This window comes from Catenibacillus scindens (assembly GCF_014202115.1).
GTDB lineage: Bacteria > Bacillota > Clostridia > Lachnospirales > Lachnospiraceae > Catenibacillus > Catenibacillus scindens.
In genome coordinates this window covers 26072-46118 of sequence record NZ_JACHFW010000008.1, presented here as the reverse complement: position 1 = coordinate 46118, position 20047 = coordinate 26072, and the positions used below count along the sequence as shown (strand labels likewise).

At 47.4% G+C, this 20047-nt stretch carries 18 protein-coding genes; 15 read left to right on the top strand and 3 right to left on the bottom strand.

Annotation, left to right across the window (positions count from 1 at the left end):
- Positions 1-12 precede the first annotated feature (12 nt).
- Positions 13-4248, bottom strand: coding sequence for an acyl-CoA dehydratase activase-related protein (locus HNP82_RS10480; protein ID WP_408609658.1), 4236 nt, complete (start codon positions 4246-4248; stop codon positions 13-15).
- Between the two features lie 239 nt (positions 4249-4487).
- On the opposite strand from HNP82_RS10480, the gene HNP82_RS10475 reads away from it, so the two are divergent.
- The 7 genes from HNP82_RS10475 to HNP82_RS10445 all read left to right on the top strand — a co-directional run bounded on the left by HNP82_RS10475 (position 4488) and on the right by HNP82_RS10445 (position 10083).
- Positions 4488-5363 (top strand): rhomboid family intramembrane serine protease, encoded by an 876-nt coding sequence (locus tag HNP82_RS10475; protein ID WP_183774233.1) that lies wholly within the window; start codon positions 4488-4490, stop codon positions 5361-5363.
- A gap of 134 nt (positions 5364-5497) precedes the next feature.
- A complete protein-coding gene (locus HNP82_RS10470; protein WP_183774230.1) occupies positions 5498-6886 on the top strand; it encodes a hypothetical protein in 1389 nt (462 codons plus the stop codon).
- Between the two features lie 22 nt (positions 6887-6908).
- On the top strand, positions 6909-7223 hold the full coding sequence (locus HNP82_RS10465) for a hypothetical protein (RefSeq protein ID WP_183774227.1): 315 nt from the start codon (positions 6909-6911) through the stop codon (positions 7221-7223).
- Between the two features lie 28 nt (positions 7224-7251).
- Positions 7252-8229 (top strand): DUF2953 domain-containing protein, encoded by a 978-nt coding sequence (locus HNP82_RS10460; RefSeq protein ID WP_183774224.1) that lies wholly within the window; start codon positions 7252-7254, stop codon positions 8227-8229.
- A 32-nt stretch (positions 8230-8261) separates the two neighbouring features.
- Positions 8262-8678 carry a GerW family sporulation protein gene (locus tag HNP82_RS10455; RefSeq protein ID WP_183774221.1) on the top strand — a complete coding sequence of 139 codons (417 nt, stop codon included), beginning with the start codon at positions 8262-8264 and terminating at the stop codon, positions 8676-8678.
- Between the two features lie 106 nt (positions 8679-8784).
- Positions 8785-8925 carry a hypothetical protein gene (locus HNP82_RS10450; protein WP_183774218.1) on the top strand — a complete coding sequence of 47 codons (141 nt, stop codon included), beginning with the start codon at positions 8785-8787 and terminating at the stop codon, positions 8923-8925.
- Between the two features lie 30 nt (positions 8926-8955).
- On the top strand, positions 8956-10083 hold the full coding sequence (locus HNP82_RS10445) for an FHA domain-containing protein (protein ID WP_183774215.1): 1128 nt from the start codon (positions 8956-8958) through the stop codon (positions 10081-10083).
- Between the two features lie 160 nt (positions 10084-10243).
- On the opposite strand, the gene rpmB is transcribed toward HNP82_RS10445, so the two are convergent.
- Entirely contained in the window at positions 10244-10429 is a 186-nt protein-coding gene (rpmB, locus tag HNP82_RS10440; protein ID WP_183774212.1) for a 50S ribosomal protein L28, read from the bottom strand.
- A gap of 210 nt (positions 10430-10639) precedes the next feature.
- Between rpmB and HNP82_RS10435 the strand changes: the two genes are divergently transcribed.
- The 8 genes from HNP82_RS10435 to HNP82_RS10400 all read left to right on the top strand — a co-directional run bounded on the left by HNP82_RS10435 (position 10640) and on the right by HNP82_RS10400 (position 18960).
- Complete coding sequence (locus HNP82_RS10435; protein ID WP_183774209.1) at positions 10640-10996, top strand: Asp23/Gls24 family envelope stress response protein; 357 nt, start codon at positions 10640-10642, stop codon at positions 10994-10996.
- Between the two features lie 27 nt (positions 10997-11023).
- Positions 11024-12721, top strand: a complete 1698-nt coding sequence (locus HNP82_RS10430; protein ID WP_183774207.1) for a DAK2 domain-containing protein — start codon at positions 11024-11026, stop codon at positions 12719-12721.
- On the top strand, positions 12722-14773 hold the full coding sequence (gene recG / locus HNP82_RS10425; protein ID WP_183774203.1) for an ATP-dependent DNA helicase RecG: 2052 nt from the start codon (positions 12722-12724) through the stop codon (positions 14771-14773).
- A 98-nt stretch (positions 14774-14871) separates the two neighbouring features.
- Positions 14872-15087 carry an alpha/beta-type small acid-soluble spore protein gene (locus HNP82_RS10420; RefSeq protein WP_183774200.1) on the top strand — a complete coding sequence of 72 codons (216 nt, stop codon included), beginning with the start codon at positions 14872-14874 and terminating at the stop codon, positions 15085-15087.
- 179 nt (positions 15088-15266) lie between these two features.
- The gene (locus HNP82_RS10415) at positions 15267-16904 is read left to right on the top strand and encodes a glycoside hydrolase family 43 protein (protein ID WP_183774197.1); all 1638 of its coding nucleotides are present in this window, start codon (positions 15267-15269) and stop codon (positions 16902-16904) included.
- 231 nt (positions 16905-17135) lie between these two features.
- Positions 17136-17690 carry a 16S rRNA (guanine(966)-N(2))-methyltransferase RsmD gene (gene rsmD, locus HNP82_RS10410; protein WP_183774194.1) on the top strand — a complete coding sequence of 185 codons (555 nt, stop codon included), beginning with the start codon at positions 17136-17138 and terminating at the stop codon, positions 17688-17690.
- Between the two features lie 10 nt (positions 17691-17700).
- Complete coding sequence (coaD, locus tag HNP82_RS10405; RefSeq protein WP_183774191.1) at positions 17701-18192, top strand: pantetheine-phosphate adenylyltransferase; 492 nt, start codon at positions 17701-17703, stop codon at positions 18190-18192.
- 24 nt (positions 18193-18216) lie between these two features.
- Complete coding sequence (locus HNP82_RS10400) at positions 18217-18960, top strand: hypothetical protein (protein WP_183774188.1); 744 nt, start codon at positions 18217-18219, stop codon at positions 18958-18960.
- A gap of 29 nt (positions 18961-18989) precedes the next feature.
- Here HNP82_RS10400 and HNP82_RS10395 read toward each other — a convergent pair whose 3' ends face one another.
- Positions 18990-19976 carry a nucleoside recognition domain-containing protein gene (locus HNP82_RS10395; protein WP_183774185.1) on the bottom strand — a complete coding sequence of 329 codons (987 nt, stop codon included), beginning with the start codon at positions 19974-19976 and terminating at the stop codon, positions 18990-18992.
- Between the last annotated feature and the right edge of the window lie 71 nt (positions 19977-20047).

Sequence of the window (20047 nt, the reverse complement as noted above, 5' to 3'; positions counted from 1 at the left end):
GCCCATGCCTTCTTATGCCATGTTTTTATTGGCGGTGGCAAGCATCAGCTTAATCCGATTGACCTGGTTGACTTCGCTGGCGCCGGGATCGTAATCGATAGCCACAATGTTGGCCTCAGGATACTGGCGGCGCAGCTCTTTAATGACGCCTTTTCCAACAATGTGATTGGGCAGACAGCCAAATGGCTGAGTGCAGACAATATTTGGCGCGCCCTGGTGGATCAGCTCGATCATCTCACCGGTCAAAAACCATCCCTCACCGGTCTGATTTCCAAGGGAGACAATAGGCTCGGCGTATTTGGCCAGATCCTGGATCACCGCCTGCTCACAGAAATGTTTGCTGGCGCGAAGCTCCAGGCGGGCAGTTTTGCGGATGGCCTCAAGAAACTTGATGCCGATGTTGCAGATCAGAGCTGCCTTTTTAGATTTTCCAAGAAAGTCGCGCTTAAAGTTGGCGTTGTAAAAACTATAGAGGAAGAAATCCAGAAGATCCGGCATAACCGCTTCTGCCCCCTCAGACTCCAGAAGGTCTACAAGGTAGTTGTTGGCGGATGGTGAGAACTTTACAAGGATCTCGCCTACAATGCCGACTCTCGGTTTCTTTAAGTTTTCATCAATAGGCAGGGCGTCAAAGTCACGGATAATGCCCTGGATATTTTTCTTGAAATTGCTCTTTCTCTTGCCTGTGAGGGAGTCTATGCACCGTTTGGCCCATTTCTCATGGAGGGCGTTGGCGCTGCCTTTTACTTTTTCATATGGACGCATGCGGTAAAGAACCCGCATGAAAACATCGCCGTAGACAATGGCTTCCATGGCTGCCTTTAACATTGGAAGGGTATACTTAAATCCGGGATTTTTTTCAATACCCTGGGCGCTCAGGGCGATGACAGGGATTTGGTGCATATTGGCATTTTGCAGGGCACGACGGATAAATCCTACATAGTTGGTGGCGCGGCAGCCGCCTCCGGTTTGGGACATGGCTACAGCCACTTTGTTCAGGTCATATTTTCCTGAGAGGAGAGCTTTCATAATCTGTCCCACAACACAGATGGACGGGTAGCAGGCATCGTTATTGACATATTTTAAGCCGATGTCAATAGCCTCCCGGTCGCAGTCCGGCAACAGTTCCAGATGGAGACCGTGGGCGTTTAAGGCGGGAGCCAGCAGCTCAAAGTGGATCGGCGACATATTTGGCACAAGGATGGTGTAGTCCTTTGCCATCTCTTTTGTAAAAAGAACACGGTCGTGGGCCGCGGTATGGACTTCACCCTTAATATTTTTCTGTTCCCGCATACGGATGGCTGCGATGAGGGAGCGGATACGGATGCGGGCGGCACCAAGATTGCTGACTTCGTCAATCTTTAAGCAGGTGTAAAGCCGTCCGGAGCCGGTGAGAATATCTTTCACCTGATCAGTAGTTACGGCGTCAAGTCCGCAGCCGAAAGAGTTAAGCTGTATCAGCTCCAGGTTGTTCTGGGTCTTTACAAACTGAGCAGCAGCGTAAAGGCGGGAGTGGTACATCCACTGGTCGGAGACAATCAGCGGCCGTTCTGGCTGCCCAAGATGGGAGACGCTGTCCTCTGTCAGTACTGCGATGCCATAGGAGGTGATCAGTTCCGGAATACCGTGGTTGATCTCCCCGTCGGTATGGTAGGGGCGTCCGGCAAGGACAATACCTTTCATGTGATGTTCCCGGATATAGGCCAGGGTTTCCTCGCCTTTATCCCGCATATCCTGGCGGGCCTGGGCCAGTTCATCCCACGCTTTCTGGGCAGCAAGGTTGATTTCGCTGTCAGGAATATTGAAAGTCTTACCGATCTCCTGAACGAGACGTTCTTTCAGCCTGTCAAGATTATCCAGGGCCAGGAACGGGTTCATAAAACGGATACTTTCGTCTCGGAGTTCCTCCACATTGTTTTTGATATTTTCCGAGTAGGATGTGACAATGGGGCAGTTGTAGTGGTTGTTGGAACCTTCCACCTCGTTGCGCTCGTAGGGAATGCTTGGGTAGAAGATAAATTTAATATTTTGTTTAATGAGCCACATCACATGGCCGTGGACAAGTTTCGCCGGGTAGCATACCGATTCGCTGGGGATGGATTCAATACCCAGTGAATAGATCTTAGCGGAAGAAGGCGGCGATAAAATGACACGGTAGCCAAGCTCGTTAAAAAATGTGAACCAGAACGGATAGTTTTCATACATGTTCAGGACTCTGGGGATACCTACCGTTCCACGGTACGCTTTATCCGCGTCCAGAGGGGCGTAGGAGAAGAGTCTCTTTAATTTGTAAGCGAAAAGGTTGGGGACATCGCTCTTTTTCTTTTCACGGCCAAGACCCACTTCACAGCGGTTTCCGGTGATAAACTGACGTCCGCCGGAAAAACGGTTGATGGTCAGGTGACAGTTGTTTGTGCATCCTTTGCACCGGGCCATGGACGTGGTATATTTCAGGTCGATGATCTTATCCAAAGGCAGCATAGTGGATTCTGTGCCGTCGTAGCGCTCTCTGGCAATGAGGGCAGCGCCAAACGCCCCCATGATCCCGGCGATATCCGGGCGGACAGCTTCTCTCTGGGAGATTCGCTCGAAACTGCGCAGTACTGCGTCATTGTAGAAGGTACCGCCCTGGACAACGATTTTTTTGCCCAGATCCTGGGGATCTGTCAGCTTAATAACTTTGTAGAGGGCGTTCTTAATGACAGAGTAGGCAAGACCGGCGGAAATATCCCCCACCTCGGCCCCTTCTTTCTGTGCCTGCTTTACATTAGAGTTCATAAATACTGTACAGCGGGAGCCCAGATCCACAGGATTTTTGGCAAAGAGAGCCACTTTGGCAAAATCCGCCACACTGTAATTCAAAGAGTGTGCGAAGGTTTCGATAAAGGAACCACATCCGGAGGAACAGGCTTCATTGAGGAGAACGCTGTCTACCGTATTATTTTTAATTTTGATACACTTCATGTCCTGTCCGCCGATGTCCAGGATGCAGTCCACATCCGGTTCGAAAAAGGCGGCGGCATAGTAGTGGGCCACAGTCTCAACTTCCCCTTCATCCAGCATGAGCGCCGCCTTGATCAGCGCCTCGCCGTAGCCGGTAGAGCAGGAGTTGACAATGCGAGCGCTGTCCGGCATCATCTCGGTAATCTCCTTAATGGCACGGATGGTAGTTTTTAAGGGATTGCCGTTGTTGCTGCTGTAAAATGAGTAAAGGAGCGTGCCGTCCTCGCCGATGACAGCCACCTTTGTGGTGGTGGAACCGGCGTCAATGCCAAGGAAGCAGTCGCCCTCATAATCAGAAAGGCTTCCTTTCTTCACAGTATGTACACTGTGTTTCTTTATAAATTCATCGTATTCATCCTGGTCTTCAAAGAGGGGCTGCATGCGGGTCGTCTCTGTCTCGATCTTAATATCTGATGAGAGAAGGGTAATCAGGTCTGTGATAGATGTATGGTTGTCCTCTTTAAAGTTGAGGGCAGCGCCCATGGCGGCAAAAAGGTGAGAGTTATCCGGAGCGATAATCTGTGGACCGGACAGTTTTAAAGTGCGGATAAAGCACTGGCGCAGCTCCGACAAAAAGTGGAGAGGACCGCCGAGAAATGCCACGTTGCCCCGGATCGGCTTGCCGCAGGCAAGGCCGCTGATGGTCTGGTTAACCACGGCCTGGAAAATGGAGACAGACAGGTCTTCTTTTGTGGCACCCTCATTGATGAGAGGCTGGATATCTGATTTGGCGAACACGCCGCACCGGGCGGCGATAGGGTAAACCGCTTTATAATTTTTGGCGTATTCATTGAGCCCTGCAGCGTCTGTCTGGAGCAGGGAGGCCATCTGGTCGATGAAGGAGCCGGTACCCCCGGCGCAGATGCCGTTCATACGCTGTTCAATATTGCCGTCATAAAAGTAAATGATTTTCGCGTCTTCTCCGCCAAGTTCAATGGCCACATCTGTCTGGGGAGCGAAAAGTTCAAGAGCAGTAGATACAGAAATTACTTCCTGGACAAAGGGGATATTGACGGCTTTAGATAAGGACATACCGCCGGAACCAGTGATCATGGGGTAGATCTCCACAGATCCCAGCTTGTCATAAGCTTTTTCTACAAGGGCGAGAAGGGTTTCGCGGATATTAGCAAAATGGCGTTCGTAATCCGAGAAAAGTACATTTTTTTCTTCGTCTAAAAAGGCAACTTTGACCGTAGTGGAACCAATGTCAATGCCTAAACTAATCTTTTGTGTCATCATGCAAATTGCGGGAACCGCCCCGCAATAACCTCCTAACTATTCTATAAATCTTGTCATTTAACCGAGATTATTATACGCTATCAACTATAAAAAAACAATGGATAATTTATGAAAATAAAATAAAAACATATTAAAATAGGTAATTACAGGTAAGCAAGTGAACCATAATGGTTGACAAGAAAATGGGGGTCAACTATAATTAAGAGGATCTTTGTTTGTTGCAGAAAGTGAGGAATTATCAATTTATGTTAGATAAACTTGAACGAAAATTTGGCAGATACGCCATCAAGAATCTGATGCGATATATTATTGTGCTGTACGCTATCGGCTTTTTCCTGAGCTTTGCCATGCCGGAAGTATATTATACCTACTTCTGCCTGGACGCGGAGCGCATTCTCCATGGAGAAGTGTGGCGGATCTTTACATTTCTTCTCAACTCTCCCAGCAATAATCCGATTTTTGTTATATTTTCCCTCTATTTTTACTATCTTCTGGGAAATACCCTGGAGCAGGTGTGGGGAGCTTTCCGGTTTAATCTCTATTACTTTACCGGCGTTATCGGCACAGTCCTCGCGGCGATTATTGTCTACCTGGTGACAGGGCTTTCAGGTCTTTATTTTTACATGGACACCTATTACATTAACCTGTCCCTGTTTCTGGCTTTTGCTACCATCATCCCGGATATGCAGGTGCTTGTCATGTTTATCATCCCTGTACGGATGAAGTGGCTGGCGATTCTGGACGTAGTCCTTTTGGCCTGGTCTTTTATTCAGGGTGGCTGGGGAACCCGTGTGGCCATTGTTGTGGCCCTGATCAACTTTTTATTTTATTTTATTTCCTTTATGCGCAAAAAGGGACCTTCGCCACGGCAGATCCATCGGAAGTATGTGTATAAGAAAGCGGCCGCTAAAGGTTATGGTGCGTCTGCCGGATACAGAGGCAACCGGGGGACGTCTCCTAAAGGTGCCGGGTCTTACCCCGGAGGGGCGAGACACCGGTGCGCTGTGTGCGGCCGTACCGAGCTTGATGATGATACTCTGGAATTTCGTTACTGTTCCAAATGTAATGGGAATTATGAGTACTGCCAGGATCATCTCTTTACCCATACTCACGTTAAGTAAAATCTGCGCTGGCAGTTTCCAAAAGAAAGGATTGGCGCAGTGCCAGAAGCAAGGTTTGCGCCGCGCTTTCAGTGGTATTATGCCCCTTTGTCGGGAAACTCACTATATATGAAAGGTCGTTAAAAGACATGAATATGAACCGGTTGATTAAAGATTTAAAAAATGGCAATAATCCAGAAGAGAATCTGGGAGCGTACAGCCAGTGGATGTTTTCATCTTATGAGCGGCTGGCTCTTGGAAGATTTGCACTGGATTTTACAGAAAAGTATGATCTTCTGGCCAAGGATGAGGACGGTATCGCCCGGAAAGTTTTGGGAACGGTGACTCAGATTACCAGAGATCTGACATCCTCTAAAACCGGCGCCTTTACCGGCGATCTGGCAAAACTGGACGAGGTCAGAACAAAAGTCATTCAGACTATGGATACTATGGAAGAGTATCTCCATTATTTTCAGCTTTATGAACATATTTTCAACCGTCTCTCCTACAAATTTGAGGAAAGCCTGTCTGTTATTGATGTCCGGGAGATGACAGAGAAGGTGATGGCCTATATTACCCAGAAGCAGGACGCGGGGATGGTCAACGAGCGGATACAGGCGGTTTTTGGGGAACTCCCTCTGCGTCTGACCACATCCAAGTTTTTTGAACTGCTGGAGAAGAGCTGCTTATGCTATACAGGAGCCAGAAATGATATGGCGGAAGCTTTTTTTGCCCGCATGGAGCGGTGCGCCAGCCTCCCGGTTCTTGACCGGCTAAACCGGAGCGAAAGCCAGCTTTACGCCATAGCTGCCCAGTTTAAAGGGGCGGAGCCGGCAGAAGCGACAAAGGATGAGTGCCGTGATTTTACGGCAAAGCTGGCAGTGGCGGCCACTATGGTTGCTAAGGAGCTTGGCAATGGTCTTGATCTTTTAGATATGATCAATGATTTATATATCCTTTTGATTGTGCAGCCTTATAAAGTACATCCATCCCCGGAATGGGACCGTCTCTGCGGTATTTTAAGCGCCTACTTAAAAGCTGTGGATAGCGGTGATTTCCTTGATATAGATGAGGATATCCTTGGCGGCCTGTCAAAGACCGTGGAGGGGGAGCAGAAGTATATGGGCGAACACATGATGATGGAGGACGCCCTTGAGGAAATCTATGAGAAAAACAAAAGGTGCATCGATGGAATGATGCTTGGCGGCGTATTTACAGCCCTGCGCACCGCCCAGCGCCTTTTTATGCCCGGTTCCAGGGTGGATGTGACAGAGCTTGCAACTTACGCCACTGTGGGACAGGAGACTGTCGCTGATATGATCCGCAGGCTGGAAGAAGTGTATGACCGGTCCTTTAAGTCCTGTGGACAGCTAATGAAGCGAAGTCTTATCGCTATGGCCTTCGACCAGATGCCGGTGGCTTTTGACCGCCTTGAGGATGTAAGGGACAGTATCCGTCAGAGTCTTGAGGGCTGTACCCAGCAATATGAGCTGGCGGCCGTTGAAAATATACTGACGGATATGATGAACGCAAAGGTCGTTTAAGACGGCCGGGGAAGTGGTTGTTATGATTCAATGGCACCGTCCGCTTTATGTGGACGAAAATATAAAGGAATCGCCGGCAGCGATACGCCGCCGGTTCCGTTTTAGAAAATATCCGGGAGACTATTATTTTATTATTATCCCTGAGGGCAAAGATATGCCGGAAATTATAAAGGCGTTGTATTTAAAAGGACAGATTCATAGATCTTCTGAAATTATTATCGCCGGGGTGGCCCCTGGAAAAGCACAGGCTTTTGATCTGTTCGCCAAGATGGCCCAAGATGCCTACAGCGCCACAGGGCAGGTGAATATCCGGGCGTTTTTAAAACAGCAAAGCTGATATTAAAAGGCTGGAGGGAAGCACAGTAATGCTACATATCATTTTGTTGATCTTAAAAATTATAGGGATTATCCTTGCCGTTGTTTTGGGCCTTATCCTTCTTTGTGTATGTGTGGTATTATTTGTTCCGGTCCGTTATCGGGTTCATGGAGAATATGAAGACAGTTTCCGGGGAAAGGCTCAGGTCCACTGGCTGTTTCATATACTGAGTATAAAAGCCTGGTTTGATTCCGGCGGCAAAGATATGGGATTTGTCGTTCGGATTTTCGGAAAGAGCCTTTTTGACAGCCGGAGGAATGAAAAAAAATCTTCCGATAATACTAAAAAGAAAGAGGACAAAACCCCACCCCCAAAAGATATATCCATAAAGCAGGAGCGGGAAGACTCTAAAAAACCTGTGATTGCCGAAAAAAAAGTGATGGCTGATACAACTGCGGATATCAAAAAAAATGAGGATACCGAAAGCAGGATGAAGGCTGGCAAAACTGTGAGTAACGTCAAGACAGGGGAGAACAAAGGCCGGAAAAAGAACTGGTTTCAGAAAATGATCCTGAAATTCAAAGGGATCAAAGAAAGTTTTGCCAAAAAGCTGTCACAGATCAGGGAAAAGTTCCGAAACCTTTTAGAAAAACTCTCCCATATCCGTGAGAAAAAGGACAGAATCATGGATATCTTTCGGAGGGAGGAGACAAAAGCTGCTTTAAGCAAAGTGAAAAAGATTATTTTTAGAATATTGAGGCATATAAAACCTGTGAAGCTGAAAGGAGAAGTTTATTTTGGCTTTGACGATCCGGCGGCCACAGGATACGCCCTTGGAGGTTTAAGCTTGCTTTATCCCGTGTTTAAGGATCAGGTAGCCCTTTATCCGGATTTTGAGAAGGAGATTTTTAAGGGCTGGGTGGATGTCCGGGGGCGTATACGTATTGCGGTTTTTGTTTACGCGGCGTTGGCGCTCTTTCTTGATAAAAATGTGCGTCAGACGATCCGGTTTTTCAAAAAGTTATAACTTATAAATAAGTCAGGAGGTATTTTACAGACATGGCAGAAAAGTCAAGTAAATTTACAACAACTGTAGAATCTCTTTTTAAAGGGATGGACAGCTTTATTTCAGCGAAAACCGTTGTGGGCGATGTAGTTACGGTAAAGGATACCATCATCGTTCCACTTGTTGACGTGTCTTTTGGCGTCGCCGCCGGAGCCTGGGAAAAGTCTGATAAAAACAGCGCGGGCGGAGGTCTTGGAGGCAAAATAAAACCTGCCGCCGTCCTGGTGATCTCTAATGGCGTGACTCGCATGATCCCTGTAAACCAGCCTCAGGATATGGTTTCCAAGATCATTGACATTGTTCCGGAACTTGTGAATAAATTTATGCCTGATAAAAAACATTCGGATATGGACGAGGATGTGAAAAAGGCGGTAGATGATATTATCGACGGCGGGAATGAAGAAAGTTAATATGATGCCTTTTGCCGCCTTCATCAGATGATCTTTTATCCTTGCCATGCACAAGAAGAGGGATAGGCGCATAGAATATTTGTAAGAGAACGCCCCGGAGAATCCCATGAAAAAACTCATCGGTTTTGTGCTGTTCTGGATCGCCATCGGTATGGCTATCATGCTGCTGATGAAATTCAGCCTTCTGAGTTTGTGTGTGCTGATCTTCTTTCTTGTGCTTGGCTACAATATGTTTAATTGCTCATAGATAAATGTTTTATGCCAGGAGGTAATTGAAATGAATATTGATAAATTTGAAATGGACACAGCGCCCTTTGAAAAGACGCTGACATTAAGGCTTCCTTCGGCTGCTATGACCGATGAGGAAGCTGCCAAAGCTCTCAGTGAGTGGAATAGTCCTCTGATCTATGCGGAGTCGGATAAACATCATTTTTATTATGATATTACCGGCCGGGTATCGTTGAGGAGCCAGCTTCACAAAGAGATGACCATGAGGGATACCATCGCGCTGTTTGCCGCAGTAGCCGATGCCCTCTTGTACGGTGTGGAGAAAAATATTGATCCCAGATACATCCTGTTAGATTCAGATCTGGTTTATGTATCCGAGGAGACAGGAAGTCTTCGTTTTATATGTGTCCCGGCAGTCAACAGCGGTCTTTCGGCAAAGCCGCTGCGCAGTTATATCCGGGAACTGATCGTCAACATGCAGTATGATGACTCTGAAAATCTGGAATACATTGGAAAGATCATTAATTATATCAACCGGAATAAGAAGTTAAATCCCGGAGATTTTATTGACTTTTTGGACAGCCTGGAGCAGGAAGAAAAGGTTGCACCGGCAATGAAGAAATCTGTGGAGGCGTCCCCTGTGATCCCATCCCCGGCAATTCCGGAACCGGAGCCGAGCCCGGTGCAGACACCTTCACCGGAACCGGAGGTTCAGCCGGATATGATTCCACTGGAATCTCTGTCAGAAGAAAAAGAGTCCCCTCTGAATATTTCTTTTGAGACGCCTGATGAGAAACCAAAGAAAGATGAATTTGAAATTCCTGAGATCCGTCTGGATGATATCAGCCAGGAGAAGGCGCCCGAACCGGCGGCACCTGCGGCATTCCCTTATATGATCCGGAAAAAGAACGGGGAAAAAGTGGTCATTAACAAAGACGAGTTTAAGATTGGTAAAATTCCGGGAATGGCGGATTATCTGCTGACCGATAACCCGGCGGTGAGCCGTATGCACGCCATTATACATAAAATTGACGGCGCATACTATATTTGCGATAATTACTCTACCAATTCCACCTTTTTAAATGGAGAGCAGCTTGAGGCAGGGAAAAATTATATTCTCCTCAATGGTGTGCGGATCAATTTCGCCAACGATGAATTTACCTACTATGCGGACTGATCTTTAATTGCCCGGCCGAAGGCCGGGCTACCCCAAACAGTTATCATAGAACATAAGTAACTGTGAAGGTACTGAACAGTTACAAACATAAAAAGCCTTCGCGCTTATGCGCGAAGGCTTTTTATGGAAACGGCATGGAAGCCGAACCTTGCGGATTCTATTAAGCTCTTTCAACTAAACCGGACTTTAAGCAGGAAGTACAAACATACATCTTCTTAGCAGCGCCGTTTACGTTTACTTTCACTCTCTTGATGTTGGATTTCCACATTTTATTGTTTCTTCTATGTGAGTGAGATACCTGGATACCGAAGTGAGCCCCTTTATCACAAATTGCACATTTAGCCATTTAAAGCACCTCCTTGAGTTAAATTAACCATTACAGGTTCACAACAAGCCCATTTTAACAGAAAAAATATGCAATTGCAAGTAAAAAAGGATAAAATTTATTACAAAATAGCATTTTCTTTTTGAAAGAAAACGGGTATAATACAAAGTATGATGGTTACTGTCCAGCGTGTGGACGGCAACATATAATGTGTGTACAGGAGGTATAGCTATGAAGGGTCGAGTAATTACGGATATGGGTCAGATTAATGTTGATCTTGACGTTATCGCCAAATATGCCGGTCTGGCGGCCATTGAGTGCTTTGGTATTGTCGGTATGGCAATGGTCAGTATGAAAGATGGCCTGACGAAGCTTTTAAAGCGGGACAGTCTGGCGAAAGGCGTCGACGTTACCATTGAAGATAATGTGCTTCATATAAATTTCCATATTATTGTCGCGTATGGTGTAAGCATTGCCACTGTGGCCGATAATCTTATGAATAATGTCCGCTATAAAGTGGAAGAATTCACCGGAATAAAAGTAGGCACAGTCAACGTTTTTGTTGAAGGTGTCCGGGTGATTGATTAATTACAAGTTTTAAGGAGGAATCTTACAGTGGCTATCGAAATATTGGATGCCGGAATGCTTCAGAAGATGTTTCTTGCGGGAGCCAATAGAATTGAAAAGAAAAAGGAGTGGATCAACGAGCTGAATGTTTTTCCTGTGCCTGACGGCGATACGGGAACGAATATGACACTGACTATTATGGCGGCGGCTAAGGAAGTGCGCCAGATTGCCGAGCCGACCATGGATAATCTGGCCAAGGCCATATCTATGGGCGCTCTCAGAGGTGCGAGAGGAAACTCAGGCGTCATTTTGTCTCAGCTTTTCAGGGGTTTTACAAAGGAGATCCGGGACTGTGACCAGATCACCATGTCTGTTATGGCCGATGCCTTTGCCAGAGCTACAGAGACCGCTTACAAGGCGGTTATGAAACCCAAGGAGGGAACCATTCTCACTGTAGCCAGGGGAATGGCTGATAAGATCCAGGAAGTGGCTATTGACTGTGACGATCTTGAGGAAGGCCTTAAAATTGTCCTTGAACACGGGGACTATGTTCTCTCCCAGACACCGGAACTTCTTCCGGTTCTCAAACAGGCCGGTGTTGTGGATTCCGGCGGGCAGGGGCTTATGGAAGTCCTTAAAGGCGCTTATGATTGCCTGATCGGCAAGGAGACAGATCTGTCTTTTGATGAGCCTGCAGTATCGAAAGATGAGCGTTTGGCGGCTGTGGGATCTGCTCGGGAAGATATTGACACAGCGGATATTAAATTTGGCTATTGTACTGAGTTTATTATAATGCTTGAAAAGCCCTTTAATGAGGATAGAGAGCGGGAGTTTAAAGCTTACCTGTCATCCATCGGTGATTCTATTGTCTGTGTATGGCTGGACGATATCGTCAAAGTCCACGTACATACCAATGATCCGGGACTTGCTATTCAGAAGGGATTAAGCTATGGCTCCCTCACCAGTATGAAGATCGACAACATGAGGGAGGAACATCAGGAGAAAGTCATCAAAGACGCCGAGAGCGCCGCGGCCCGGCAGCTTGAGGAAGATCAGGCGAAGGCTCAGGCCAAGGATCAGCCAAGAAAAGAGTGCGGTTTTATCAGTGTCAGCGTCGGCGATGGATTAAGCGAGATTTTTACCGGGCTTGGCGTGGACTATATTATTGAAGGCGGACAGACTATGAACCCCAGCACGGAGGATATGCTTAATGCCATTGACCAGGTCAATGCGGATACCATCTATATACTGCCTAACAATAAAAACATTATCCTGGCGGCTCAGCAGGCTCAGTCACTGACGAAAGATAAGGAGATCATTGTTATCCCGTCAAAGACCATCCCTCAGGGGATTACCGCTCTGATCAACTATGTTCCGGGACAGCCATCCAGCGAGAATGAGGCGCGCATGACCCAGGAGATGTCTGCTGTGCGGTCCGGCCAGGTGACTTATGCGGTCCGTGATACAGTGATTGATGATAAGACCATTAAAGAGGGCGACATTATGGGCATCGGTGACAGCGGTATTATGGCCGTAGGTCAAGACATTGCCAAAACCACAGCCGACCTTATTGACGCCATGATGGATGTGGACGCTGAACTGATCAGTATTTACTATGGTCAGGATGTGACAGAAGAGGGCGCCGCAGCTCTCGCTGAAAAGGTAGAATCCAGATATCCGGACTGTGACGTGGAAGTTCAGAGCGGCGGACAGCCCATTTATTACTATATTGTGTCTGTAGAATAAATGGAATTATACAGTGATATTGCCCAGCTTAAAGGCGTGGGAGAGAAGACCCGGCAGATGCTGGCGCGCCTGAATATTTTTACTGTTGCGGATCTGCTAGAATATTATCCGAGAAATTATGATATTTATGGAGAGCCTGTTTTTCCGGAACAGGTGGAAGAAGGCAAAACAGCCGCGGTAGTTTGTACACTTAGCGGACCGCCGGCGGTAAGCCGGGGAAGAACGACGCCGTCGGTGTCTGTAAAGACACGGGGGCCGGGGCGTATGCTTTATATGACCTGGTACCATATGCCTTATTTGAAAAATACTTTAAAGGCAGGAGAGACCTATATTTTCAGGGGAACAGCGAAAGTACGGCGGGGAAGTCTTACCATCGAGCAGCCGGAAATTTTTACCCCTGAGGAATATAAACAGAAACAGAACGCGATGCAGCCTGTCTACCCGCTGACGGAGGGCGTGAGCAATAAGCTGATCTCAAGACTTATGGCTCAGGCCCTTGAAAATGTAGATTTGTCCCGGGAGTTTTTGCCAGAAGATCTCAGGAAAAAATATAAGCTGGCCGAATATAATTACGCTCTTTGGCAGATTCATTTTCCAAAAGACTGGAACTCTATGCTGGCGGCCCGGCGGCGTCTTGTGTTTGATGAGTTTTTTATTTTTTCACTGGCTTTGGGGCAGATACGACAGCACACCTGCCAGACGCCAAATCACTATGTCATGGAATCCTGCTCTGAGTGTGATGCTCTCATTGCTTCCCTTCCTTATGATCTTACCAGTGCCCAGCTTCGGACGTGGGATCAGATCCAGGCGGATATGGCCTCGCCGGTGGTGATGAATCGTCTGATACAAGGAGATGTGGGTTCGGGGAAGACGATTGTGGCAGCGCTGGCACTTCTACAGACGGCGAAGAACGGATACCAAGGCTGTATCATGGCTCCCACGGAAGTCCTGGCCAGACAGCATTATGAGACTTTCCAAAAATTATTGGAACCTTTTGGTGTGACCACAGTGCTTCTGACCGGGAGCATGGGAGCCAGGGAACGGCGGGCCTCCTATGAGGCTATAGCCGGACACGGGGCGGATATTATTGTGGGAACCCATGCTCTGATCCAGGAGGCGGTAAACTATGACTGTCTTGGCCTTGTGGTCACCGATGAACAGCACCGTTTCGGCGTCAGCCAGAGAGAGTCTCTGGCTGGAAAGGGGCAGACGCCGCATATTTTAGTTATGAGTGCCACCCCTATACCCCGCACGCTGGCACTGATTTTATATGGCGATCTGGATATTTCCGTTATTGATGAGCTGCCGGCAAAGCGCCTTCCAATAAAAAATTGTGTGGTCGGAAAAAAATACAGAGCCACAGCCTACCGCTTTATTGAAAAAGAGGTGGCTCAGGGTCATCAGGCTTACATTATCTGCCCTATGGTGGAGGAGAGCGAGATGATGGATGGGGAAAATGTGGTGGATTATACAAAAATAGTGCGGGAGTCTCTTCCGGATTCTGTCACTGTGGAATATCTCCATGGCAAGCAGAAACCGAAAGAAAAAAACCGGATCATGGAAGATTTTGCCCTGGGAAAGATCCAGGTTCTCGTCTCCACCACAGTGGTGGAGGTGGGAGTAAATGTGCCAAATGCCACCGTTATGATGATTGAGGACGCCCAGCGTTTCGGCCTTGCCCAGCTTCACCAGCTTCGTGGGCGGGTTGGACGCGGTGACGCCCAGTCTTACTGTATTTTTGTCAATACCTCTGATAAGCCTCAGGCCCAGAGGCGCCTGGAAGTTTTAGTCCGCTCCAATGACGGTTTTTATATTGCCGGTGAGGATTTAAAGCTTCGGGGACCGGGGGATCTCTTTGGCCTGAAACAGAGCGGCATTATGGAATTTAAGATCGGTGATATTTTTAATGATATGGACCTATTAAAAGAAGCGTCAAAAAGCGCCAGGGAATTTGCTGAGGAAAAGGACTGGACCGGGGACAGTGCCGGACAGGAGCTGAAAAAACGTCTGGAGCGGTATATGGACAGAGCCGGGGATGGACTTGTCTTGTAACAGTATTTGCCAGAGTATTTCCCGTAGTTGAGGCAATAATAATAGTGTCACCAGGAAACAAACCTTGCAGGGACATCTACAAACAGGAGGTATAGGTTATGAAGAACAGTTCAACCAATACACCGGAGGTGCCGGAAGCTAAGGCTGCGCTGGATAAATTCAAATTTGAAGTGGCCAGTGAACTTGGTGTGCCTTTAACTAACGGCTATAACGGAAATCTCACATCTTACCAGAACGGCTCTGTTGGCGGCGAGATGGTCCGCCAGATGATTCGCCGTCAGGAAGAGCAGATGTCCGGAAAAATGCCTCAGTAATCCAGACAACGCTGCCCCAAAAGGGAAATAATGTCTGACAGAAAGGGTACAGTGAAGAAACCTTTGTAAAAGGTGTCTTTATCTGTACCTTTTTTGTTGAATTTTAATTAGTTTAATGGTAAAATAAATGTGAATTTTTAAACAATAGTTTCTTATCAGTGATCAGGAGGTTTACGCAAATGTCCCAACATATGATTAAAAATCCTATTTTACCAGGATTTTATCCGGACCCTTCCATCTGCCGGGTAGGGGATGATTTCTACATGATCTGCTCCAGTTTCGAGATGTATCCGGGAATTCCTGTTTTTCACAGCAAAGATTTGGCCAACTGGGAGCAGATCGGCTATGCCATGACCAAAGAAAATGGTTTTTATGTGGAGGCTAATATTGTAGCGGGAGGCGTTATGGCGCCAACGATCCGCTACCACAACGGACTTTATTATATCATTAACGCTAATTTCTGCGATAAAGGCAACTTTATTGTAACCGCGAAAGATCCCGCAGGGCCATGGTCACAGCCTCACTGGCTGGATGATGTCCCTGGGATCGACGCCTCTTTGTTTTTTGACGATGACGGAAAAGCCTATGTCCTTGGAACAGGCAATGTGGTAGCCAGAGCTGACGGCACTATGGATCGGGGTATCTGGATTTGTGAATTTGATATTGAGACAATGAAGACGGTGGGAGAGCCGGCAACGATCTGGGACTGTGCCCTGAGAGTAGCCACATCCCCGGAGGCACCTCATATTTATAAAGTGGGTGATTATTACTATCTGATTATCGCTGAGGGCGGCACAGAACATTATCATGCGGTAACTGTGGCCAGAAGCAAGACACTTTTTGGATGGTATGAAGGCAATCCGGCCAATCCGGTGATGACACACCGTCAGTTTGGCTTTGGCTATCCCATTGATAATGTAGGTCACGCTGATCTTGTCCAGACGCCTTCCGGCAAATGGTACGCGGTAATGCTGGCGTCCAGGATTATTGAGGGTCAGCACAAAAACCTGGGACGTGAGACTTACATATGCCCGGTGATCTGGGAGCGGGACTGGCCTGTATTTTCTCCGGGAAGCGGAAAAGTTGACTGGGAATATCCGGCAGATGAGACTTTGCCGTGGACACCTTACCCTCAGGCGCCGGCAAAAGATGATTTTGATAAGGACACCTTAGACTTTGTCTGGAATTTCTGGGGAACACCCTACGGCGATTTTTATTCCATCGGTGATAGCCGCCTCATTTTAAAGTGCTTTAAGCGGGGGATTTGTGATCCGCTGAAGCCTCTGCGTGACCGTCCGAAAATTACAGATCCGGAGAATACCGTAAGTTTCGTGGGACGCCGGCAGACAGATATTGATTTTGATGTTTTCATGGAGATGGAATTTGTTCCGGAAGAAAATGACACGGCAGGTCTGGTGATTATGCAGGCCAGCGGCCATCAGATGCGCCTGGAGCGGGCCACCTCGGACGGCCGTCAGATTCTTCGCCTGGTCGTCAATACTGCGGACTTTAAGGTTCCGCCCCATGTGCCCGGATTTACATACACCCGCCATCAACAGGAGCTTGCCTGCGTGGAATATTCCGGCGGGAAAGTAGTTATCGGGGTAAAGGTTCGGGGGCAGCGGTGCGATTTCTACTATGGCGACGGTGTCACTATGACATGTATCTATGAAAATGCTGATGCCAGGGTGATCAATCCAGAGATCGTCGGCGGCATGGTCGGCACATATGTTGGCATGTTTGCCAGCGGCAATGGACAGATGAGCGATAACAGCGCGGCTTTTGACTGGTTTTCTTATGAAAAGATAAGCCGGTAAGCTTAGGGGAAGCAGGACAGGGAAATCCTCACCAAAAACAGAGATTTTTGGAGACGGGGATAGAAACTGCCCTGCTTTTTTTTCGGTAAAGTCTTGACAAATGAAGGAAGTAGAATAAAATAGAAATAGCATATTTCAGACGGCATAATATGACTGTGGTAACAGTTCAGCCATCAGAGCTGGGTGGACAAAAACTGTTACTAACTGTGCCATATGGGAAAAGAGGAGATTATGAGAGTTATTGCGGGAAAAGCAAGACATCTGCCGCTTAAAACCATTGACGGGATGGAGACTAGACCTACGACAGACCGAATTAAAGAGACTTTATTTAATGTGCTGGCTCCCTATGTGGCAGATTGCCGTTTCCTGGATCTTTTTGCGGGAAGCGGAGCCATTGGTATAGAGGCCCTGAGCAGGGGGGCTAAGACCGCTATTTTCGCAGAGCAGATGTCAAAAGCCGCCGATTGTATTGAAGAGAATCTTCAGTTTACACATCTGCAGGATTACGGCAGAGTTTTGCGCAAGGATGTGTTGTCAGTCCTGCGACTGCTGGAGCGGGAAGGACAGCCGTTTGATATTATTTTTATGGATCCTCCCTATGGGAAGAACCTTGAGAGAAGTGTCCTGGAATATCTGGCACATTCCTGCCTCGTCGATGAATATACTATTATCGTTGTGGAGGCGGATCTTCATACATCCTTTGACTATGTGGAGGATCTATCTCTGCATATATATAAGGAAAAGATATACAAAACCAATAAACATATGTTTATTGAGAAAAAATGAGGTAAAGATTATGCGCATAGCCGTTTATCCCGGTAGCTTTGACCCGGTGACTAATGGTCATATCGATATTATAAAGAGAGCAGCCGCCATGGTGGACCGGCTGATTATTGGTGTTTTACATAATAGTGCAAAAACGCCGTTGTTTTCTGCCCAGGAACGTGTTAATATGTTAAAGGAAGTATGTGGGGAAATCCCGAATGTTGAGATCCGCTATTTTGAGGGGCTTCTTGTGGACTTTGTTGTTGAGTGCAACGCTGCCATCGTTGTCCGCGGCCTTCGGGCGGTGACGGATTTCGAGTATGAGCTTCAGTGGGCTCAGTCCAACCGTATTGTCTGTCCCACAATGGATACTGTTTTTCTTGTGACCAATGTCCAGTATTCCTATTTGAGTTCCAGTGTTGTCCGGGAGTATGCCTCCCAAAACGGAGACATTTCCGCCTTTGTTCCACCTTATGTGGCGGAGAAATTAAAAGAAAAGTACAACTGTGTAGATAGAAAGTAATGTGCAGGTAAAGGAGAAGCAAGTATGAGCAGAATTGAACAGTTAATTGATGAAATTGAAGAATTTATTGAGAGCTGTAAACCACAGCCTTTTTCCCAGTCCAAGGTAATCGTGCCTAAAGATGAGTTATATGAGCTGCTCACAGAGCTGAGATTAAAGACTCCGGAGGAGATCAAACGTTATCAGAAGATCATTGCCAACCGGGATAAAATCATCAGCGACGCCCAGGCCCAGGCCGAAAAGATGGTGGAAGAGACAACGGCCTACACCAATTCTCTTGTGGAAGAGCATGAGATCATGCTGAAGGCTTATGAGAGAGCGGAGGAAGTTATGAATAACGCCAATGCCCAGGCTGAGGCAACCATTAACGCGGCTAACGAAGATGCGGAAGGTATTCGCCGCAGTGCTCTGGAGTATACCCAGGAGCTGATCACAAATCTTGAGACGATTGTAGGCCGCACACTGGAAGGCGCTAAGGCTAATTCCCAGGCGCTCATCGACGGCCTTTCCTATAACTACGATATCCTTGTCAGCAATAAAGACGCTCTGGAGAGCCAGCTTTCAGCCTCTGTGTCCAGCGAGGCTGTGCCGTCTGTGGATATGTCTGCGGTTGAAGAATCTGCTATTACTGAGCCGGTGTATGAAGAGCCGGAACAGGAAGAAAGACCTTCGTCCAGAGCAGCGGCTGCGTCAAAGTCTGAGCCTGTGGTGGACGATGACGATGATGACTTCTCCGATGACGAATTTGATTATGATGATATCGACTGATGTGACAGGTACATAGGGGGCTTTTAGTGCTACCCTGTGAAAGTCAGCACAGCGGTCATCAGAGCCATAGCCAAAAACGCAGTCAGAATTTTTCCCAGAATACAGTATTTAACAGACAGTCCTTGCCTGTGGATGACGCTTGAAGTTTGTGCCAGTATGGACAGACCGCCAAAGCATATAAATCCCATGGCGAGGACTGTTTTTATTTCCAGAGGCAGCCGCATCTGCTGTAAAAGTCCAAGGCCGGTGGTCTGTTCCAGGAGACCGGCGATAAGACCGGCGGCCAGAGGAGAGATTCCGGGAATGGCGGCGATGCATTGGGAGAGAATGGAAAAGAGGATCATGTATCCGCCAATTTTTACAAGCAATTCGCAGGCACTGACAATAGATGTATCCAACAGATTTCCGGAGGCTGTGTCATTTTTTTGGACATGCGCATTTTGGTCTGGCAAATGATCTGCCGACTGAGCTTTCAGAGTCAGGGACTGAGCTTTGCGCGGCTTCCTCTCCCATGGCAAAGTCCGGGTAAAAAAAGGGTGAATGAGCCGGGCCGCCACAAGGGAGCTTATAAGAGAAACGGCAACGATCCACAGGGCCAGCCTTGAGCTGTTCAGAGTAAAGTCGGCAACATAGCTGATCATATATACCGGGCTTGGATTGTTGACAAAGGTGAGGAGATAGAGTGCCTGTCTTTGGCTGATCCGGCCAAGGGAATAGCTGTCGGACACAGCTTTAGCGCCCATAGGATAGCCGCACAAAAAACCGAGGACTACCGGGTAAGCTCCACTTTTGTCTGTCTTAAAAAGCCGTGTAATTATCGGAGCGAAAATTCTCTCCAGAAAGTCAATGCCATGAAGATCCCGGAGAAGGTTTGTCATAAGAATAAAAGGAAAAAGGGTGGGAATGATGGTGTTAAACCAAAGTGTAAGCCCAAAACGGGCGCCTTGCGCGCAGATTGATGGGAGGGTAATCAGAAGGATGAGAAAAAAAATAACAGGAAGAAGATATTTTTTCAAAAAGGCCTCCCGGCATAAAAACAGATTAGTAAAGTTTATGCGCCGGGAAGGATGGGTATACTACAGACAGG